The sequence below is a fragment of the Ramlibacter algicola genome (assembly GCF_016641735.1).
Taxonomy (GTDB): domain Bacteria; phylum Pseudomonadota; class Gammaproteobacteria; order Burkholderiales; family Burkholderiaceae_C; genus Ramlibacter; species Ramlibacter algicola.
The window spans coordinates 2,139,585-2,155,520 of record NZ_JAEDAO010000001.1 but is presented as its reverse complement, the minus strand read 5'-3'; the positions used below and the strand labels follow the sequence as shown (position 1 = coordinate 2,155,520).

Annotated in this window: 17 protein-coding genes; 8 read left to right on the top strand and 9 right to left on the bottom strand. The window is 69.7% G+C overall.

Annotation, left to right across the window (positions count from 1 at the left end; genetic code table 11):
• The first annotated feature begins 82 nt into the window (after nucleotides 1-82).
• The 3 genes from efp to I8E28_RS10500 are packed head-to-tail and all read left to right on the top strand — an operon-like array spanning nucleotide 83 to nucleotide 2,381.
• On the top strand, nucleotides 83-637 hold the full coding sequence (gene efp, locus I8E28_RS10510; protein ID WP_200787973.1) for an elongation factor P: 555 nt from the start codon (nucleotides 83-85) through the stop codon (nucleotides 635-637).
• Between the two features lie 59 nt (nucleotides 638-696).
• A complete protein-coding gene (locus I8E28_RS10505; protein ID WP_200787972.1) occupies nucleotides 697-1,494 on the top strand; it encodes a heme-dependent oxidative N-demethylase subunit alpha family protein in 798 nt (265 codons plus the stop codon).
• Entirely contained in the window at nucleotides 1,494-2,381 is an 888-nt protein-coding gene (locus I8E28_RS10500) for an AEC family transporter (RefSeq protein ID WP_200787971.1), read from the top strand. Before I8E28_RS10505 ends, I8E28_RS10500 begins: the two co-directional genes overlap by 1 nt.
• Here I8E28_RS10500 and I8E28_RS10495 read toward each other — a convergent pair.
• Nucleotides 2,375-3,049, bottom strand: coding sequence for a hypothetical protein (locus I8E28_RS10495; protein ID WP_200787970.1), 675 nt, complete (start codon nucleotides 3,047-3,049; stop codon nucleotides 2,375-2,377). The two genes, I8E28_RS10500 and I8E28_RS10495, sit on opposite strands and share 7 nt — an antisense overlap.
• Nucleotides 3,050-3,125: 76 nt before the next feature.
• Between I8E28_RS10495 and I8E28_RS10490 the strand changes: the two genes are divergently transcribed.
• Nucleotides 3,126-3,989: an LOG family protein gene (locus I8E28_RS10490; RefSeq protein ID WP_200787969.1), complete on the top strand. Its 864-nt coding sequence runs from the start codon at nucleotides 3,126-3,128 to the stop codon at nucleotides 3,987-3,989.
• Here the strand turns inward: I8E28_RS10490 and I8E28_RS10485 are convergent.
• The 7 genes from I8E28_RS10485 to I8E28_RS10455 are packed head-to-tail and all read right to left on the bottom strand — an operon-like array spanning nucleotide 3,977 to nucleotide 11,271.
• Nucleotides 3,977-5,143 (bottom strand): MFS transporter, encoded by a 1,167-nt coding sequence (locus I8E28_RS10485; protein ID WP_200787968.1) that lies wholly within the window; start codon nucleotides 5,141-5,143, stop codon nucleotides 3,977-3,979. The two genes, I8E28_RS10490 and I8E28_RS10485, sit on opposite strands and share 13 nt — an antisense overlap.
• Complete coding sequence (locus tag I8E28_RS10480; protein WP_200787967.1) at nucleotides 5,133-6,755, bottom strand: DNA recombination protein RmuC; 1,623 nt, start codon at nucleotides 6,753-6,755, stop codon at nucleotides 5,133-5,135. Before I8E28_RS10480 ends, I8E28_RS10485 begins: the two co-directional genes overlap by 11 nt.
• 19 nt (nucleotides 6,756-6,774) lie before the next feature.
• A complete protein-coding gene (locus I8E28_RS10475) occupies nucleotides 6,775-7,758 on the bottom strand; it encodes a 2-hydroxyacid dehydrogenase (RefSeq protein WP_200787966.1) in 984 nt (327 codons plus the stop codon).
• A 6-nt stretch (nucleotides 7,759-7,764) separates the two neighbouring features.
• Nucleotides 7,765-9,186: a sodium:proton antiporter gene (locus I8E28_RS10470; RefSeq protein ID WP_420850214.1), complete on the bottom strand. Its 1,422-nt coding sequence runs from the start codon at nucleotides 9,184-9,186 to the stop codon at nucleotides 7,765-7,767.
• Nucleotides 9,183-9,905, bottom strand: a complete 723-nt coding sequence (locus I8E28_RS10465; protein WP_200787964.1) for a nitroreductase — start codon at nucleotides 9,903-9,905, stop codon at nucleotides 9,183-9,185. Before I8E28_RS10465 ends, I8E28_RS10470 begins: the two co-directional genes overlap by 4 nt.
• Nucleotides 9,902-10,348: an acyl-CoA thioesterase gene (locus I8E28_RS10460; RefSeq protein WP_200787963.1), complete on the bottom strand. Its 447-nt coding sequence runs from the start codon at nucleotides 10,346-10,348 to the stop codon at nucleotides 9,902-9,904. Before I8E28_RS10460 ends, I8E28_RS10465 begins: the two co-directional genes overlap by 4 nt.
• Complete coding sequence (locus tag I8E28_RS10455; protein WP_200787962.1) at nucleotides 10,345-11,271, bottom strand: histone deacetylase family protein; 927 nt, start codon at nucleotides 11,269-11,271, stop codon at nucleotides 10,345-10,347. Before I8E28_RS10455 ends, I8E28_RS10460 begins: the two co-directional genes overlap by 4 nt.
• Before the next feature lie 176 nt (nucleotides 11,272-11,447).
• Here I8E28_RS10455 and I8E28_RS10450 point away from each other — a divergent pair, with 176 nt between their 5' ends.
• Complete coding sequence (locus I8E28_RS10450) at nucleotides 11,448-11,993, top strand: phasin family protein (protein WP_200787961.1); 546 nt, start codon at nucleotides 11,448-11,450, stop codon at nucleotides 11,991-11,993.
• A 168-nt stretch (nucleotides 11,994-12,161) separates the two neighbouring features.
• Here the strand turns inward: I8E28_RS10450 and I8E28_RS10445 are convergent, their stop codons facing one another.
• Nucleotides 12,162-13,085 (bottom strand): patatin-like phospholipase family protein, encoded by a 924-nt coding sequence (locus I8E28_RS10445; RefSeq protein WP_200787960.1) that lies wholly within the window; start codon nucleotides 13,083-13,085, stop codon nucleotides 12,162-12,164.
• A 63-nt stretch (nucleotides 13,086-13,148) separates the two neighbouring features.
• On the opposite strand from I8E28_RS10445, the gene I8E28_RS10440 reads away from it, so the two are divergent.
• The 3 genes from I8E28_RS10440 to I8E28_RS10430 all read left to right on the top strand — a co-directional run bounded on the left by I8E28_RS10440 (nucleotide 13,149) and on the right by I8E28_RS10430 (nucleotide 15,935).
• Nucleotides 13,149-13,907 carry a 3-hydroxyacyl-CoA dehydrogenase gene (locus tag I8E28_RS10440; protein WP_200787959.1) on the top strand — a complete coding sequence of 253 codons (759 nt, stop codon included), beginning with the start codon at nucleotides 13,149-13,151 and terminating at the stop codon, nucleotides 13,905-13,907.
• 58 nt (nucleotides 13,908-13,965) lie between these two features.
• A complete protein-coding gene (locus I8E28_RS10435; protein WP_200787958.1) occupies nucleotides 13,966-14,994 on the top strand; it encodes an amino acid ABC transporter substrate-binding protein in 1,029 nt (342 codons plus the stop codon).
• 65 nt (nucleotides 14,995-15,059) lie between these two features.
• A complete protein-coding gene (locus tag I8E28_RS10430) occupies nucleotides 15,060-15,935 on the top strand; it encodes an ABC transporter permease subunit (protein ID WP_338050766.1) in 876 nt (291 codons plus the stop codon).
• Nucleotide 15,936: the final 1 nt, after the last annotated feature.

Sequence of the window (15,936 nt, the reverse complement as noted above, 5' to 3'; positions counted from 1 at the left end):
AGCAGGCCCCGCGCCTTGCGTGCCCCGCCGCCGCGCCACCTCCCCGGGGGCGCCTTGCGGCCTACCACCGCCAATTGACCCCATGAAAATCGCCCAAGAAATCCGCGCCGGCAACGTGATCATGCAGAACGGCGCCCCCTGGGTCGTGCTCAAGACCGAGTACGCCCGCGGCGGCCGCAACGCGGCCACGGTGCGAATGAAGCTCAAGAGCCTGCTGTCGAACCAGGGCACGGAAATCGTGTTCAAGGCCGACGACAAGATGGACCAGATCGTCCTGGACAAGAAGGACTGCACCTATTCGTACTTCGCCGACCCGATGTACGTCTGGATGGACGGCGAGTACAACCAGTACGAAGTCGAGAAGGACAACATGGGCGACGCCCTGAACTACCTCGAGGAAGGCATGCCCGCCGAGGTGGTGTTCTACGAAGGCAAGGCCATCTCGGTCGAACTGCCCACCAGCGTCGAGCGCGAGATCACCTGGACCGAACCCGCCGTCAAGGGCGACACGTCCGGCAAGGTGCTCAAGCCCGCCAAGATCGCCACCGGCTTCGAGATCGGCGTGCCGATCTTCGTGGCGCAGGGCGACAAGGTCGAGATCGACACCCGCACGGGCGAGTACCGCCGCCGCGTCTGAGCGGCGCGAGTTCGCACGACCCACGAGGCTCCGCAAGGAGCCTTTTTCTTGCCCGATCCGTGGACTTCGATTTCGACCTCGTCGCGGCGCCGTTCCGCATGCAGCCCGGCCTGCGCAAGCTGGCCCCGGGCGCGCGCCACTTCACGCCGCTGCATCCCGGCGGCGTGATCGAGCAGGAGAAGCGCTTGGCGATGGCAGCCGGGGGCACGCGCCTCACGGTGCCTGGCTTCGACCTGACACCCGCGTTGGCCGCGATCGCCGGGCAGGCGCGCGCCGAGGGCCTGGCGTTCGACGAACGTGCCCCGCTCGAACTCGCGTTCGAGGAAGACATCGCGATCCTCGAAGGCGACCGCGGAACCCTGCCCTTCCTGGGCGTGAGCCTGCCCTCGCGCTGGGCGCCCGAGGACAAGCTGGGGCTGGACTTCGCCGCGGTGCATGCGCCGGTCGCGGACGCGGCCATGCTGCTGGCCGGGCGCGAGCACCTCGTGCGCCTGGCCACCGGCGGAGAGCACTGGGAACGGCACGTGTGGACGATCAGCCCGTCACCGCGCCATGACCAGCATCCGCGTCGGCATGCGCGCACGCTCTGGCCGGACACGGTGGATCCCGCGGACTTTGCGCGGCAGTGCTGGTTCCGAGCCGAGCGGCAGACCTTCTTCCCGGTCGGCCGTGGCACGCGCCAGGCGGTGTTCACCATCCGCGTGATGCTCGCCCCGCTGCAGGCGGTGGTCGACACGCCGGCGAAGGCGGAGCGACTGCACGCGTCGCTCACGTCGATGACCGATGCGGTGCTGCAGTACAAGGGCCTGCAGCCCGCGCGCGACCGCGTGCTCGCCTGGCTCGACGGGCGCCCGTGATGGAGCTGCTGCTGCGCATCGCGCAGGTGATCGTCCCCGTCTTCTTCGTCGTGGGTGTCGGCTATGCCTATGGCCGGCGCGCGCAGCCGGACCTGGGCACGTTCAACCGCATCGTGCTGGACGTGATGACGCCGCTGCTGGTGTACACGGGGCTGGCGAACCGCGATTTCCACCTGCGCGAGCACCTGCCGCTGATCGGTGCCGCGGCCCTGCTGGTGCTGGGAACCGGCGTGCTCGCGTGGCTGCTCGCGCGCGGCATGCGGACGTCCGCACGCACGCTGGTGCCGGTGGTGATGTTCAACAACTCGGGCAACATGGGGCTGCCGCTCGCGCTGCTGGCGTTCGGCGCCTCGCAGTTCGGCGCGGCGGTGGCGCTGTTCTCGGTCAGCTGCCTGCTGCACTTCTCGCTCGGCGCGCGCATCACGAGCGCACGCGCCTCCACGCGCGAACTGCTCCTGAGCCCCTTGATGGTTGCATCGGCACTCGGCTTCGCGAGCGCCGCCACCGGCGTGCGGCCGCCCGAGATCCTGATGACGGGCATGCGCCTGCTCGGCGAGCCGATGCTGCCGCTGATGCTGCTGTCGCTGGGCGTGCGGCTGACGCAGCTGCGGCGCGCCGACGTCGCGCCCGGGCTGCTCGGTGCCTTCGCTCGGCCGCTGCTCGGCCTCCTGCTCGCACTGCCGCTGGCCTGGCTCTTCGACCTGGATGCCGCGGCGCGTGGGCAGCTGGTGTTGTTCGCCGCCCTGCCACCGGCAGTGATGCAGTTCTTGCTTGCCGAGCGTTACGGCCAGGAGCCGAGCCGGGTCGCGGCGATGATCCTGCTAGGCAACGCGCTGGCGATCGTGTTCGTGCCGCTCGCGCTGGCACTGGCGTTGCCGGGTCAGTAGAGCCGCTGCGCCAGTACCACGGCGAGCACGACCCCGACGGCGAGCGTGGCGCCTGCCACCGACATCCACAGCAGGTGCTGCCCCGGCTTGCCGCGCGAGCCGCGCACGGGCAGCTCGCCCTCGGGCCAGGCAGCGGCGTTGGGCAGCCACTGCAGGAATTCCTCCGCCACCGCGGGCGAGAACAGTTCCAGCGTGACGCGTTGCAGGCGCTGCTCGCCCGCGCGCAGCGCCAGGTCCACCTCGGTGCCTCGTGCGCGGACGTGCACGATGTCCTTCAGGGGCAGCTTCACGCGATCGTCGTGCCACGAGAAACCCTTGCGATGCCGGCCGGCCAGGCGCAGCACGTCGGGCTGGACGCGCACCTCGATCTCGCCCTGGAACGCAGGCACGTCGATGCCGTGGCCCACGCAGGAGCGCAGGCTGCCCGGGTAGCACGCGCGAACGGTGGAATAGCCGCCGGTGCGCTGGGGCGTGAAGTCGGCTTTCGGGGGGCGCGGGCGTCCGATGAGATCGCCGACGGTGAGCTGGGTGCCGCCAGCGTCGATGAGGACGTGGTCGCTCGACAGCGTGGCGCGGATGCGCATGCCCACGATCGTGCGGCGGTCGTACGGCCCGACCTTGCGGCCGTCGAGCACGACGTGGAACAGCGGGTCCTTCGTCTCCGTCAAGGGGCGCCCTCCTCTTCTTCCTGGCGGCGGAGGATACCTCCCCAGCGCCGCCGCCAATCCCGCGACAATGGCCCCCATGTCTTCCGACAGCAACATCCACGCGCAGCGGCTGGCCGATGCATGGGCCACGCTGCAGGCGCATTCCGACCGCGGCCTGCCCCTCGACCCCGATGCCAGCCGGCTGGCCTTCGCCGATCCCGAATTCCTGCTGCGGCGCGAGACGCGCGGCATCCGGTTCCAGCTCGAGCTGCTCAAGCCCGACCTCGAGCAGCAGGCGCACGGCATCGAGAACACCATCGTCGTGTTCGGCAGTGCGCGTTTCCGAAGCGAGGAGGAGGCGCAGGCGCTGGTGCAGGCCGCCGAGGCTGGCGGCGACGAGGCGGTGATCCGCCGCGCGCGCACGCTGGCCCGCAATGCCCAGTGGTACGAGAAGGCGCGCGCCTTCGGCAAGCTCGTCGCCGGGTACAGCGCGGCGAAGGAAGCGCGCGACAAGCTGTTCATCTGCACGGGCGGCGGGCCGGGGATCATGCAGGCCGCCAATCGCGGCGCGCACGAGGCGGGCGGCATCAGCGTCGGCCTGTCGATCGCGCTGCCGATGGAGGAAGCGCCCAACCCCTACGTGCCGCACGACCTGTCGTTCAAGTTCCACTACTTCGCGCTGCGCAAGATGCACTTCATGATGCGCGCGAAGGCGCTCGTGGCCTTCCCGGGCGGCTTCGGCACGCTGGACGAGCTGTTCGAGGTGATCACGCTGGTGCAGACGCGCAAGGCGCGCCAGGTGCCCATCGTGCTGTTCGGCTCGGACTACTGGAAGCGGCTGGTGCAGTTCGACGTGCTGGTCGACGAAGGCGTGATCTCGCCGCAGGACCTGGACCTGTTCCGCTATGCGGACCAGCCCGAGGATGCCTGGGCCATCATCCGCGAGTTCTACGGGCTCTGACGGGACGCGCTGCGCAGGTTCCACGCCGCCGGCAGGCCGGCGCCGGCCCCGAGCGCGACGACCCAGAACAGTCCCGCCACGCCGATCAGCGTGCCGGCCCCGCCGAACAGGATCGGCATCGACACGCTGGACGCGTTGATCGCCATCAGCCGGAGCCCGACCGCCTGCCCGTGCCGGTGGTCGGGCGTGATCTGGTGCAGCATGCTCATGACCATGGGCTGGACCATGCCCAGCGCCAGGCCCACCAGCACGGAGCACACGCCCATGCCCCACGCGGTGTGCTGGTACGGATAGGCGATGAAGATCAGCGCCGTGCAGGCCATCGACAGCACGATCACCTTGTGTTCCTGCAGCCGCGCCGCGATGGCCGGCAGCCCGACGCGCACGAGCGCGGCGGCGATCGCGAAGGCGCCGAGGATGGTGCCGATCACCGACGCCGACAGCCCGCGCTCGTGCCCCAGCACCGGCACGACCAGCGCGTGCACGTCCCAGCACGAGGACATGATCCAGTTGACCAGCAGCAGGCGCCGGAACATCGGGTCGCGCAGCAGGTCCCACGCAGGCCGCGGCTTGCCCTTCGACGGGGATGCCTCGGGCACCTCGCGCATGTCCCGCACACAGAACCACGCCACGATCGGCAGCAGGCCGAGCAGCAGGAACGCGAGCTGGAACCCGCCCGCGTCGATGGCGAGGCCGGCACCGAACGGGCCGAGGAAGTTGGAGAACGCCGGCCCGATGGCGAGCCAGGAGAACACCTGGCGCAACTGGCTCGGTGTCCCGGCCGCGCGCCCCACGTGCCGCTGCAGGGCGATGACGGCCGTGCCGGTGGCACCGCCGGTGAGCAGAGCGGCGACGCACAGCACGGGATAGACCGGGAACGCCGTCGCGAGCAGGCAGCCTGCGACTGACGCGATCACCGCGAAGCCGAACGGGCGGCGCAAGCCGTGCTTGTCCGCGTAGTTGCCGGCCGGCAGCGCCAGGAATACCTGCGTGAGCGCGAACAGCGCGAGCAGCACGCCCACGGCCGCCTCGCTGTAGCCCGCGCGCAGCGCGAGCAGCGGCGCGGCCATGCGCATGCCGGCCATGCTGGCGTGCAGGAAGATCTGGCCGGTGATCAGGCGCGCGAGGCCGACACCGCCGCCGTCACGCGCCATCGGCGTCGCTGTCCTCCGGCACGCCCGCATCGGCGACCAGCGCCGCCGGCAGTGCCTTGGTGGGCTTGATCCCCAGCTGCTTGAGCAGCTCCGCCTGGCGGATCACGTTGCCCTTGTTGGTCGTGAGCTTCTTGAACGCGTCGCCATAGGCGTCGGTTGCCTGCTGCAGCGAGCGGCCGATCTTCTCCAGGTCGGCCACGAACGCCGTCAGGCGGTCGTACAGCTCGGCGCCGCGCTTGGCGATGTCCTGCGCGTTGCGGCTCTGCTGCTCCTGGCGCCACAGGTGGGCCACGGTGCGCAGCACGAACATCAGCGTCGACGGGCTGACGAGCAGCACATTGCGGTTCCACGCGTCCATGAACAGCTGGCCGTCGTCCGTCGTCGCGAGCATGAACGCCGGTTCGATCGGCACGAACATCAGCACGAAATCCAGCGACTTCAGCCCGTAGAGCAGCTGGTAGTTGCGCTCCGACAGGCCCTTGACGTGCGCGCGGATCGAATCGAGGTGGCGCTTGCGGGCGGCGACGCGCACGGATTCGTCCTCCGTCGTCGCGTATTCCTCGTACGCCAGCAGCGACACCTTGGCGTCGATCACCAGGTGGCGCTCTTCCGGCAGGCGGATCACCACGTCGGCCTGTGCCCGCCCCCCGTCCTCGCGGTTCACGCTGGCCTGGGTCTGGTACTCGGTGCCGTTGCGCAGGCCGCAGCCTTCCAGCACGCGTTCGAGGACCAGCTCGCCCCAGTTGCCCTGCATCTTGGTCGAGCCCTTGAGCGCGAAGGTGAGGCTCTTGGCCTCGTCCGCCAGCGTGCGATTGAGCTCCAGCAACTGCAGCACCTGCTGCGCGAGCGCGGATCGCTCCTTGCCCTCGGTGTCGTACAGCTGCTCGACGCGCCCCTGGAACTCCTGCAGGCGCAGCCGCAGCGGGTCGAGCAGCTGGCCCAGGTTGGCCTGGTTCTGCTCGGCGAACTTGCGGCTCTTCTCGTCCAGGATGTCGTTGGCCAGGCTCTTGAACTGGTTCGACAGTTCGTCCTTGGCCGATGCCAGCAGCTGCAGCTTCTCCTGGGTCTGCGTGCGCTCGGCCTGCAACTGCGTCCCGAGCTCGGCCACCTGCTGGTTCAGTTCATTCGCTTCACGCTGGTAGGTATCGCGCGCCTGCACGGCCAGTGCGAGTTCGCGGCGCAGCCCTTCGACCGTGGCCGATTCCGCCTTCAGCGAAGCTTCGAGGCCCGCGGCGCGGCGCTCCACGCCCGACAGGTCCTGCGCCAGGCGCTCGGCTCGCGCGCCGGCGTTGGCCAGTTCGGTTTCGACCACGGTGACCCGCGCCGCGCGCTCGCCCAGCTGCGCCTTTTCGTCGCGCGCGAGGTCCAGCGCGTCACGCAGCCCGTTGGCCTGCGCGCGCAGGTCCGCAAGTTCGGCGGCCAGTTGCTGCCGTTCCGCCTCGAGGCCGCGGACCCGTTCGCTCCAGGTCGCCACCTGCACGGCGGCCTCGGAGCGCGCCCCCGCTACCGCGGACTCCGCCAGTTGCGCCGCGCTGCGTCGCGCGAGCCACCAGCCGGCCGCAAGTCCCACCAGCAGCAGGACGGGCGTGCCGAACAGCCAGAGCGCGCCCATGCCTTCCGCAACCTGCAAATCAGCCTCCCAGCACTTCCGGATTCAGCGGCGTCAGCGGCTTGCCGTGCACGAGGAAGCCGACCAGGTTGTCGGCGGCGAGGTTCGCCATCGCCTTGCGAGTGGGCACGGTGGCGCTGGCGATGTGCGGCGTGAGCACGACGTTGGGCACGGTGAGCAGGTCCGGATGCACCTTCGGCTCGCCTTCGTAGACGTCCAGGCCGGCGGCGGCGATGCGCTTGTCGCGCAGCGCCTTCGCGAGCGCCGCGTCGTCGACGATGCCGCCGCGCGCGATGTTCACCAGCGTGGCCGTCGGCTTCATCTGCGCGATTTCCGCCGCACCGATGGCGTGGTGCGACTCGGGCGAGTACGGCAGCACCAGGATCAGGTGGTCCGACTCGCGCAGCAGTTGCTCCTTGGACACGTACGTCGCCTTGCAGGCGGCCTCGGTCGCCGGGTCCAGCCGCGAGCGGTTGTGGTAGATCGCCTTCATGCCGAAGCCATGCGCACCGCGGCGCGCGATGCCCTGGCCGATGCGGCCCATGCCCAGGATGCCCAGCGTGCTGCCGTGGATGTCGGAGCCCGCGAACATGTCATAACTCCATCGGGTCCACTTGCCGGCGCGCAGGTAACGCTCGCTCTCGGCCATGCGGCGCGCGGTTGCCATGACCAGCGCGAAACCGAAATCGGCGGTGGTGTCGGTCAGCACGTCGGGCGTGTTCGTGGCCAGCACCTTCGCGGCGGTCATCGCCTTGACGTCGAAGTTGTTGTACCCGACGGCCATGTTGGCGACGATGCGCAGGTCGGGGCAGGCCTTCAGCAGGTCGGCGTCGATGCGTTCGGCGCCGGTGGTGAACGCACCGGCCTTGCCTTGCAGCCTGGCGAGCAGCTGCTCGCGCGACCAGGCTTCATCGCCCTGGTTGTGGTCGACGATGAAGTGCTGTTCGAGCTTCGCAATCACCTCGGGGAAGACGGCGCGGGCGACGAGGACGGCGGGCTTGGTCATGGTGCTTCAGCGGAAAAAGAGGAAGGTCATGGCGATGAAGAGCGGCACGAGGATCGCGCCCGACCACGCCATGTAGCCGAAGAAGGAAGGCATTGTGACACCGCGATCCTCGACGACGGCCTTCACCATCATGTTCGGCGCGTTCCCGATGTAGGAATTGGCACCCATGAACACCGAGCCGGCGGAAATGGCGGCCAGCGTGGTGGCGAGCGTCGTCATCAGCACCTTCGCATCGCCGCCCGCGGTGTTGAAGAACACCAGGTAGGTCGGCGCGTTGTCCAGGAACGAGCTGAGAACGCCGGAGGCCCAGAAGTACATGGCCGGATCGGGCGAGCCGTCGGCGCGCGTCACCGCATGGATGATCGGTGCAAACGGGCCGTCGACGCCGGCGCGCAGCATGGCGATCACCGGGATGATGGTCAGGAAGATGCCGGCGAACAGCTTGGCGACCTCCTGCATCGGCCCCCAGGAAAACTGGTTCTCCGCGTGCACCGCCTGAGGCGTGATGCGCAGCGAGACGAGTGCCACGATGATGAGACCCACGTCGCGCACCAGGCCCGGCAGGCCGACTTCGACGTCGCCGAGGTGGAAAGCGATGCCGCCCTTCCAGGTGCCGGACAGCAGCACGAGGCCGATGATCGCGCCAAGCAGCCAGAAGTTGCGCGCGCCGTCGAAGCCGATCCCGCGCGTGTCGGGCGTCGGGTCGCGCGGCAGCAGTTCCTCGCGGCGGTGGTAGAACCAGCTGTCCATGGCGAAGAAGATGGCCAGCAGCCAGCCGACCAGGAACAGTGTCTCCGGCCCGATCTGCCGAACGGTCCAGAAGAAGTCCACGCCCTTCAGGAACCCCAGGAACAGCGGCGGGTCGCCCAGCGGCGTCAGCGAGCCGCCCGCGTTGGACACGATGAAGATGAAGAACACGAAGACGTGCGTCTTGTGCCTGCGGTTGTCGTTGGCGCGGATCAGCGGCCGGATCATCAGCATCGACGCGCCCGTCGTGCCCATGAGGCTCGCCAGCACCGCGCCGATCGCGAGGATCGCCGTGTTCAGCCCGGGACTGCCATGCAGGTTGCCGCGGATGTAGATGCCGCCGGAGACCGCGAACAGCGCGCTGAGCAGGATCACGAACGGGATGTATTCGCCGACCAGCGCGTGCAGGAACGCGCTGCCCGCCGCGGCCGGGCCGAACATCGCCGCGAACGGCAGCAGGAAGGCCAGCGCCCACGCGGCGGCCACCTTGCCGAAGTGGTGGTGCCAGAACGAGGGCACCAGCAGCGGCATCACCGCGATCGAGAGCAGGATGCCGGCGAACGGGATGCCCCAGATCGGCGACAGCTGGCGGCCGTCGACGTCGGCGGCCAGCGCCCAGTGCGGCGCGCTGGCGGCAACAGCGACGAATGCGAGTCGTGCGAGTCGGTGCATGCGGTTCATTCCAGCCAGGTGGTGAACGCCTGCACCGGTTCGCGCGGCGTGTGGAAGCCGTTGACCGGCGCGTCGACGTCGGCGTAGCCGAGCGACATGCCGCAGACGAGCATCTCGTCCGGGCCGGCGCCGACGTGCGGCAGGATGATCTTCGCGAAGCCGTTCCACGCCGCCTGCGGGCAGGTGTGCAGGCCTTCGGCGCGAGCGGCGAGCATGAACGTCTGCAGGAACATGCCGTAGTCGACCAGCGAGCCGCGGCCCATCACGCGGTCGAGCGTGAACATCAGGCCGACGGGCGCATCGAAGAAGCGGAAGTTGCGCTGGTGCTGCGCGTGCATCTTGTCCTTCTCGCCCTTGGCGATCCCCAGCAGGCCGTACAGGCTCCAGCCGTTCTCGCGCCGGCGGTCGATGTACGGCGACACCCACTTCTCCGGGTAGTAGTCGTACTCCTCGCGGTACTCGGCGGCCACGGAGGGATCGCGGTAGATGGCGTCGTGCGCGGCGCACACCTTCCCGACCAGCGTGTCGCGGCTGGCGCCCTGCAGCACGTAGACCTTCCAGGGCTGCGTGTTGGTGCCCGACGCCGCGCGGCTGGCGAGCGCGAGCATCTTCTCGATGGTGGCGCGGGGCACCGGCGTGGGCAGGAACGCGCGGGCGGAAAAGCGGCTTTCGATGGCCGCGGCCACGCTGGCGGGATCGGCGACGACGGTGCGCACCTGGGAAGTCATTGGAGGTCCTCGAGGACGCGGCGCAGCGCGTCGGGCAATGGGGCCGGGCGGCGCGTGGCCCGGTCGACGTAGACGTGGATGAAGTGGCCCTTGGCCGCGGTGAGGGGCTCGCCGGCGCCGAACAGGCCGACTTCGTAGCGGACGCTGGAGCCGCCGATGCGCGCGACGCGGATGCCGGCGTCGACGGCCTGCGGGAACGCGAGCGGCGCGAAGTAGTTGCACTGGGTCTCGACGACCAGGCCGATGGTCGTGCCGTCGTGGATGTCGAGCGCACCGCGCTCGATCAGGTGCGCGTTGACCGCGGTGTCGAACCAGCTGTAATAGACGACGTTGTTGACGTGGCCGTAGACGTCGTTGTCCATCCAGCGGGTGGTGATCGGCCGGAAGGCGCGGTACGCGCTGCGGGATTCGGGCTCCTGCCGGGCCGTGGGGCGGTCGCTCATCGCCGGCGATTCTGCCAGCGCCGCCAGGCCTGCACGCCGGCGGCGAAGGTGTTCACCTGCACCTGCACCGTGTCCTCCATGCGCGTGCCGTAGCCGCCGGCCATCGCGAAGGCAAGCGGCACGCCGCGTTGCCAGGCCCAGTCGAACACGCGCCGGTCGCGCGCCTCGAGGCCGTCCCACGTGAGCTTCAGCCGCCCGAGGCGGTCGCCCTCGTGCGGGTCCGCGCCCGCGAGGTAGATCACCAGGCCGGGGGCGAAACGGCGTTCGAGTTCGCCCAGCGCCAGCTCCAGCGCCTCGATGTAGGCGGCGTCGCCGGTGCCGTCCGGCAGGTCGACGTCCAGGTCGCTCGCCTCCTTGCGGAACGGGAAGTTCTTCTGCCCGTGCATCGACAGGGTGAACACGGTGGGGTCGTCGCGGAAGATGCGGGCGGTGCCGTTGCCCTGGTGCACGTCGAGATCGATGACGGCCACGTGCAGCGTGCGGCCCCGTCGCCCGTGCTCCGCCTGCATCAGCCGGGTCGCGACCGCGGCGTCGTTGAACACGCAGAAGCCGCCGCCGCGGTCCGCATACGCGTGATGGGTGCCGCCGGCCACATTGGCGGCGACGCCGTCGTCGAACGCCGCGCGGCAGGCAGCGATCGTGGCGCCGACCGAGCGCCGCGCCCGTACGGCCATCGCCTCGCTCCAGGGGAAGCCGATCTCGCGCAGGATGGCCTTGTCGACGGTGCCGTCGCTGATCGCCTGGACGTAGGCCGGCGTGTGGACCAGCGCCAGCTGCCCATCGGTGGCCGACTCGGCCTGGCGCAGGGCGATCTCGGGCAGCTCGGCCGTGAGCCGGTCGCGCAGCAGCTTGTACTTGCCCATCGGGAACCGGTGGCCCGGCGGCAGCGGCAGCACGAACTGCGTCGCGTAGAAAACCTGCATTCCCGGCATTGTCCGGGTGGGCCGGCACCCTGTCGGCTAGGGGCTGGCCACTAGATTGCTGCGTCGCACAAAAAACGCTTGCAATCGACCCGAGCCGCCCTTAGACTTCCATCTATGCTGCGCCGCAACATACAGGTTGACCGGAGCGGCCCCACCCACCACCCGGAGATCTGACCATGCTGACCCCTGAACAACTGCTGGCCTCGCAGAAGGCTTCCTTCGAAACCCTGTTCGGCCTGACCGCCAAGGCGTTCGAAGGCGTCGAGAAGCTCGTCGAGCTGAACATGACCGCCTCGAAGGCCGCCCTGGCCGAGTCGGCCACCGCCGCCCAGACGCTGCTAAGCGTCAAGGACGCGCAGGAACTGCTGGCGCTGCAAGCCGGCCTGTTCCAGCCCCTGGCCGAGAAGACCGCCGCCTACAGCCGCCACCTGTACGACATCGCGTCGGGCACCGGCGCCGAGTTCGGCAAGACCTTCGAATCGCAAGCCAGCGACGCCCAGAAGAAGTTCCTGGCCGTGGTCGACAACGCCGCCAAGAACGCGCCCGCCGGTTCCGAAACCGCCGTCGCCGTGTTCAAGAGCGCCGTCGCCGCCGGCAACAACGCGCTGGAATCGGTGCAGAAGGCCATCAAGCAGGCCGGTGACGTCGCCGAAGCGAACTTCAACGCCGTCGCCAACACGGCCGTCAACGCCACCAAGACGACCGCCAAGGCCAAGCGCTGAGCACTTGAAATGCGCGCGGACGGCCCCAGCTTCGTCTGGACCGGGAACTCCGCGCGCCGCGGAGCATCTACCCCAGGACTTCCGTGATGGACGGGAGTTCTTCAGGTTGTCTCCTCGGGTCCCGCCAGGGATCCTTCCAAGCCCCGCCACCAGGCGGGGTTTTTTTTGCTACTGCGCTGCTTGGGTCCTGGCGGCCATCGCAGCCTTGAGTTTGGGCAAGGCCTGCCGCATTGCTGCCCGCCCAGCTTCAATGGCCCGGCGGCGCGACGTGAAGTCGGCGCTGCCCATGCCGACGAGCGCCGGGCGCACAACCACGTCGGCCTGCGGCAGCTCGCCGCGGTTGATGCTCTTGCCCATGATCGCGAACGTCTGCAGCAGGATCTGCAGCGGATCGGCCGAGCCATTGCCTTCCGGCGCGGCCGAGATGTCGACGCCCAGCACGACCTCGGCACCCATTTGCCGCGCCTGCCGCACCGGCACCGGCGCGACCAAACCCCCATCGACGTATTCCGCGCCTGCGATGCGCACCGGCAGGAACACCGCCGGCACCGCGCTCGAGGCACGCACGGCCGTGCCCGTGTCGCCGCGCTGGAACAGCACGCCGTCCCCGGTGTCGAGCCGCGTCGCGAGAATGCCCAGCGGGACGGGCATCTGGTCGATCAGCTTGTTGCCCACCTGCGCGTTGACGTAGCGCGCCAGCGCCTCGCCGCGCAGCATGCCGCGGTTGAACAGCGGCAGCGTCCAGTCGGTGAACGCGGCCTCGTCCATCTGCTCGGCCACCTGCTGCAGTTGCGCGCCAGTGCGGCCGCTCGCGTACAGCGCGGCGACGAGGCTGCCGGCCGAAGTGCCGACGACCAGGTCCGGCTTCAACCCGGCCTCCTCGAGCACCTGGATCACGCCGACGTGCGCGAAGCCGCGCGCGGCGCCACCGCCGAGTGCAAGGCCCAACCGCGGAGGCTTCGGCGGAACGACGACCGGCGGAGGCGTGGTGACCTGCACCGGCGCCACGGGCGGTGGCGTGGTGCAGGCGGCGAGCGATGCAAGGAGGACGGCAGCCGCAGTGCGGCGGGTGAAGCGAAGCGATGCAGGCACGGCGCGGATTCTCGCCGCGCGGCTCCCGGATAATCGCGCCAACCCATACTCAAGGAGCAAGCAATGGACATCCAGGGCAAGGTCTTCATCGTCACCGGCGGCGCATCGGGCCTCGGCGAAGGCACCGCACGCATGCTGGCCCAGGCCGGCGGCAAGGTCGTGATCGCCGACATGCAGGCCGACAAGGGCGAAGCGATCGCGCGCGAGATCGGCGGTTCGTTCGTCAAGTGCGACGTGAGCCAGGAAGCCGACGGCCAGGCGGTCGTCGCGAAGGCCGTGTCGCAGGGCAAGCTGATGGGCCTGGTGAACTGCGCCGGCATCGCGCCGGCGGAGAAGACCGTCGGCAAGAACGGCGCGCACAACCTGGCGCTGTACACGAAGACGATCATGGTCAACCTGGTCGGCTCGTTCAACATGATCCGGCTCTCGGCCGAGGCGATGGCCAAGAACGACCCGGAACCGACCGGCGAGCGCGGCTGCATGATCTCGACCGCGTCCGTCGCGGCGTACGATGGCCAGATCGGCCAGGCCGCGTACAGCGCGTCCAAGGGCGGCGTGGTCGGCATGACGCTGCCCATCGCGCGCGACCTCGCGCGCAACGGCATCCGCAACATGACCATCGCCCCCGGCATCTTCGGCACGCCCATGCTGTTCGGCATGCCCAAGGAAGTGCAGGATGCGCTGGCCGCCAGCGTGCCGTTCCCCTCGCGCCTGGGCACGCCGCAGGACTACGCGAAGCTGGCCAAGCACATCTTCGAGAACGACATGCTCAACGGCGAGGTGATCCGCCTCGACGGCGCGATCCGCCTGGCGCCGCGCTGACGGGCCTTGCGCGCACGGCACCACGGGCCGCGCGCGAAGCCGGTACAGTCCTCGGCCCATGACCTTCCGATCCCTTTCACGCTGGCTTCTCGCCGCTTCGTTCGCCTTCGGCGCGCACGCGGCCTGGGCCGGCAAGACCCTCGACGGCATCAAGTCCAAGGGCCAGCTCGCGTGCGGCGTCAGCAGCGGCGTCGCCGGCTTCTCGCAGGCCGATGGCAGCGGACGCTGGTCGGGCCTGGACGTCGACTACTGCCGCGCGCTGGCCGCCGCGATCCTGGGCGATGCGAACAAGGTGCGCTTCGTGCCGCTGGTGTCGCAGCAGCGTTTCGCCGCGATCCAGTCTGGTGAAGTCGACATCCTCGCGCGCAACACCACCTGGACGCTCACGCGCGACGCGTCGCTGGGCCTGCACTTCGTCGGCATCCTCTACATCGACGGCCAGGGCTTCATGGTGCCGGCCAAGTCGAAGGTGAAGAGTGCCAGGCAGCTGAAGAACACCACCGTCTGCGTGCAATCGGGCACGACGACGGAGAAGAACCTGAGCGAGTTCTCGCGCGCCAACAACCTGAACCTGCGCCCCGTGGTGTTCGAGAAGTTCGAGGCCGCCAACGCGGCCTACTTCTCGGGCCGATGCGCCGCCTACACGACCGATGCGTCGGGCCTCGCGTCCGTTCGCAACAAGGAAGCGAAGACGCCGGCCGACCATGTGATCCTGCCGGAGTTGATCTCCAAGGAACCGCTCGGCCCTGCGGTCCGCCGGGGCGACGACGAGTTCTTCACCATCGCGCGCTGGGTGCTGTTCGGCCTGCAGGAAGCCGAGGAACTCGGCGTCACGCAGGCCAACGTCGAAGCGATGCAGAAGAAGGCAAGGGACCCGCAGGTCGGCCGCCTGCTCGGCACGACCGAGGACATGGGCAAGCTGCTCGGCCTGGACAAGGACTGGCTCGCGCGCGCCGTGAAGGCCACCGGCAACTACGGCGAAATCTTCGAGCGCAACGTCGGGCCGAAGAGCCCGCTGGGGCTGCCGCGGGGCAGCAACAACCTGTGGACCAAGGGCGGCCTGGTGTACGCCCCGCCCGTGCGTTGATCCCGCCGCGGCGGCCGCCCTCCTCCGCTGCTCCATCGGGGCGCGGTGGCGACCTGCTGCTGCAAGTGGTGCTGGTGCTCGCGCTGGTCGCGGCGCTGTGGCTGCTCGCCAGCGTGACCGCGGACCACATGCGCGCCCGCGGCATCCGCAGCGGCTTCGACTTCCTGCTCGACCCGGCCGGCTTCGACATCGGCGAAGGCTGGCTCGCGTTCGAACCCTCGCAGCCGTACTGGCGTGCGTTCCTCGCGGGCCTGGTGAACACGATCCGCGCCGCCGTGCCGGCGCTCGTCGGCTGCTCGCTCCTCGGGCTGCTGGTCGGCGTGGGCCGGCTCTCGTCCAACCCGCTGGTGCGCGGCGCGTGCCGCGCGTGGATCGAGGTGGTGCGCAACGTGCCGCTGCTGCTGCAACTGCTGGCGTGGTACCTGGTGCTGACGGAGTTCCTGCCGGGCGCGGACGAGCCCGGCGGCTGGGCCGGCATCGCCCAGTGGAGCAAGGCGGGCCTGGCGCTCGGTGGCGAAGGCGGGCCGCTGCTCTCGCCGGAATACCTTGCCCTCGTGATCGGCCTGGCCGTGTACACGTCCGCCTACGTCGCGGAAGTCGTGCGCGCGGGCGTGCAGGCGGTGCCCGCCGGGCAATGGGAAGCGGCGGCCGCGCTCGGGCTGCCCGCCCGCGTCGAATGGCGCGAGGTGGTGCTGCCGCAGGCGATGCGCCTGGCCATTCCCCCGCTCGCGAACCAGTACATCAACCTGGTGAAGAACTCCTCGCTCGCGGTCGCGATCGGCTATCCGGACCTGGTGTCGATCGCCAATACGGCGATCAACCAGTCGGGCCGCGCCGTCGAGTGCATCGCGGTGCTCGCCGCCGTCTACTTGCTGCTGTCGCTGTCCACGGCTTTCGGGATGGACCGCTTCAACCGCCGCGCGCTGCGGCATGGGGGCTGAC

Excerpts from the sequence above, each read along its gene's own strand:
- I8E28_RS10435 (WP_200787958.1), top strand. The coding sequence starts at position 13,966 with ATGACCTTCCGATCCCTTTCACGCTGGCTTCTCGCCGCTTCGTTCGCC.
- I8E28_RS10480 (WP_200787967.1), bottom strand. The coding sequence starts at position 6,755 with ATGGGCGCGCTCTGGCTGTTCGGCACGCCCGTCCTGCTGCTGGTGGGA.
- I8E28_RS10465 (WP_200787964.1), bottom strand. The coding sequence starts at position 9,905 with ATGACTTCCCAGGTGCGCACCGTCGTCGCCGATCCCGCCAGCGTGGCC.
- I8E28_RS10470 (WP_420850214.1), bottom strand. The coding sequence starts at position 9,186 with ATGAACCGCATGCACCGACTCGCACGACTCGCATTCGTCGCTGTTGCC.
- I8E28_RS10490 (WP_200787969.1), top strand. The coding sequence starts at position 3,126 with ATGTCTTCCGACAGCAACATCCACGCGCAGCGGCTGGCCGATGCATGG.
- I8E28_RS10455 (WP_200787962.1), bottom strand. The coding sequence starts at position 11,271 with ATGCAGGTTTTCTACGCGACGCAGTTCGTGCTGCCGCTGCCGCCGGGC.
- I8E28_RS10460 (WP_200787963.1), bottom strand. The coding sequence starts at position 10,348 with ATGAGCGACCGCCCCACGGCCCGGCAGGAGCCCGAATCCCGCAGCGCG.
- I8E28_RS10440 (WP_200787959.1), top strand. The coding sequence starts at position 13,149 with ATGGACATCCAGGGCAAGGTCTTCATCGTCACCGGCGGCGCATCGGGC.
- I8E28_RS10475 (WP_200787966.1), bottom strand. The coding sequence starts at position 7,758 with ATGACCAAGCCCGCCGTCCTCGTCGCCCGCGCCGTCTTCCCCGAGGTG.
- I8E28_RS10485 (WP_200787968.1), bottom strand. The coding sequence starts at position 5,143 with ATGGCGCGTGACGGCGGCGGTGTCGGCCTCGCGCGCCTGATCACCGGC.
- I8E28_RS10450 (WP_200787961.1), top strand. The coding sequence starts at position 11,448 with ATGCTGACCCCTGAACAACTGCTGGCCTCGCAGAAGGCTTCCTTCGAA.
- I8E28_RS10500 (WP_200787971.1), top strand. The coding sequence starts at position 1,494 with ATGGAGCTGCTGCTGCGCATCGCGCAGGTGATCGTCCCCGTCTTCTTC.
- efp (WP_200787973.1), top strand. The coding sequence starts at position 83 with ATGAAAATCGCCCAAGAAATCCGCGCCGGCAACGTGATCATGCAGAAC.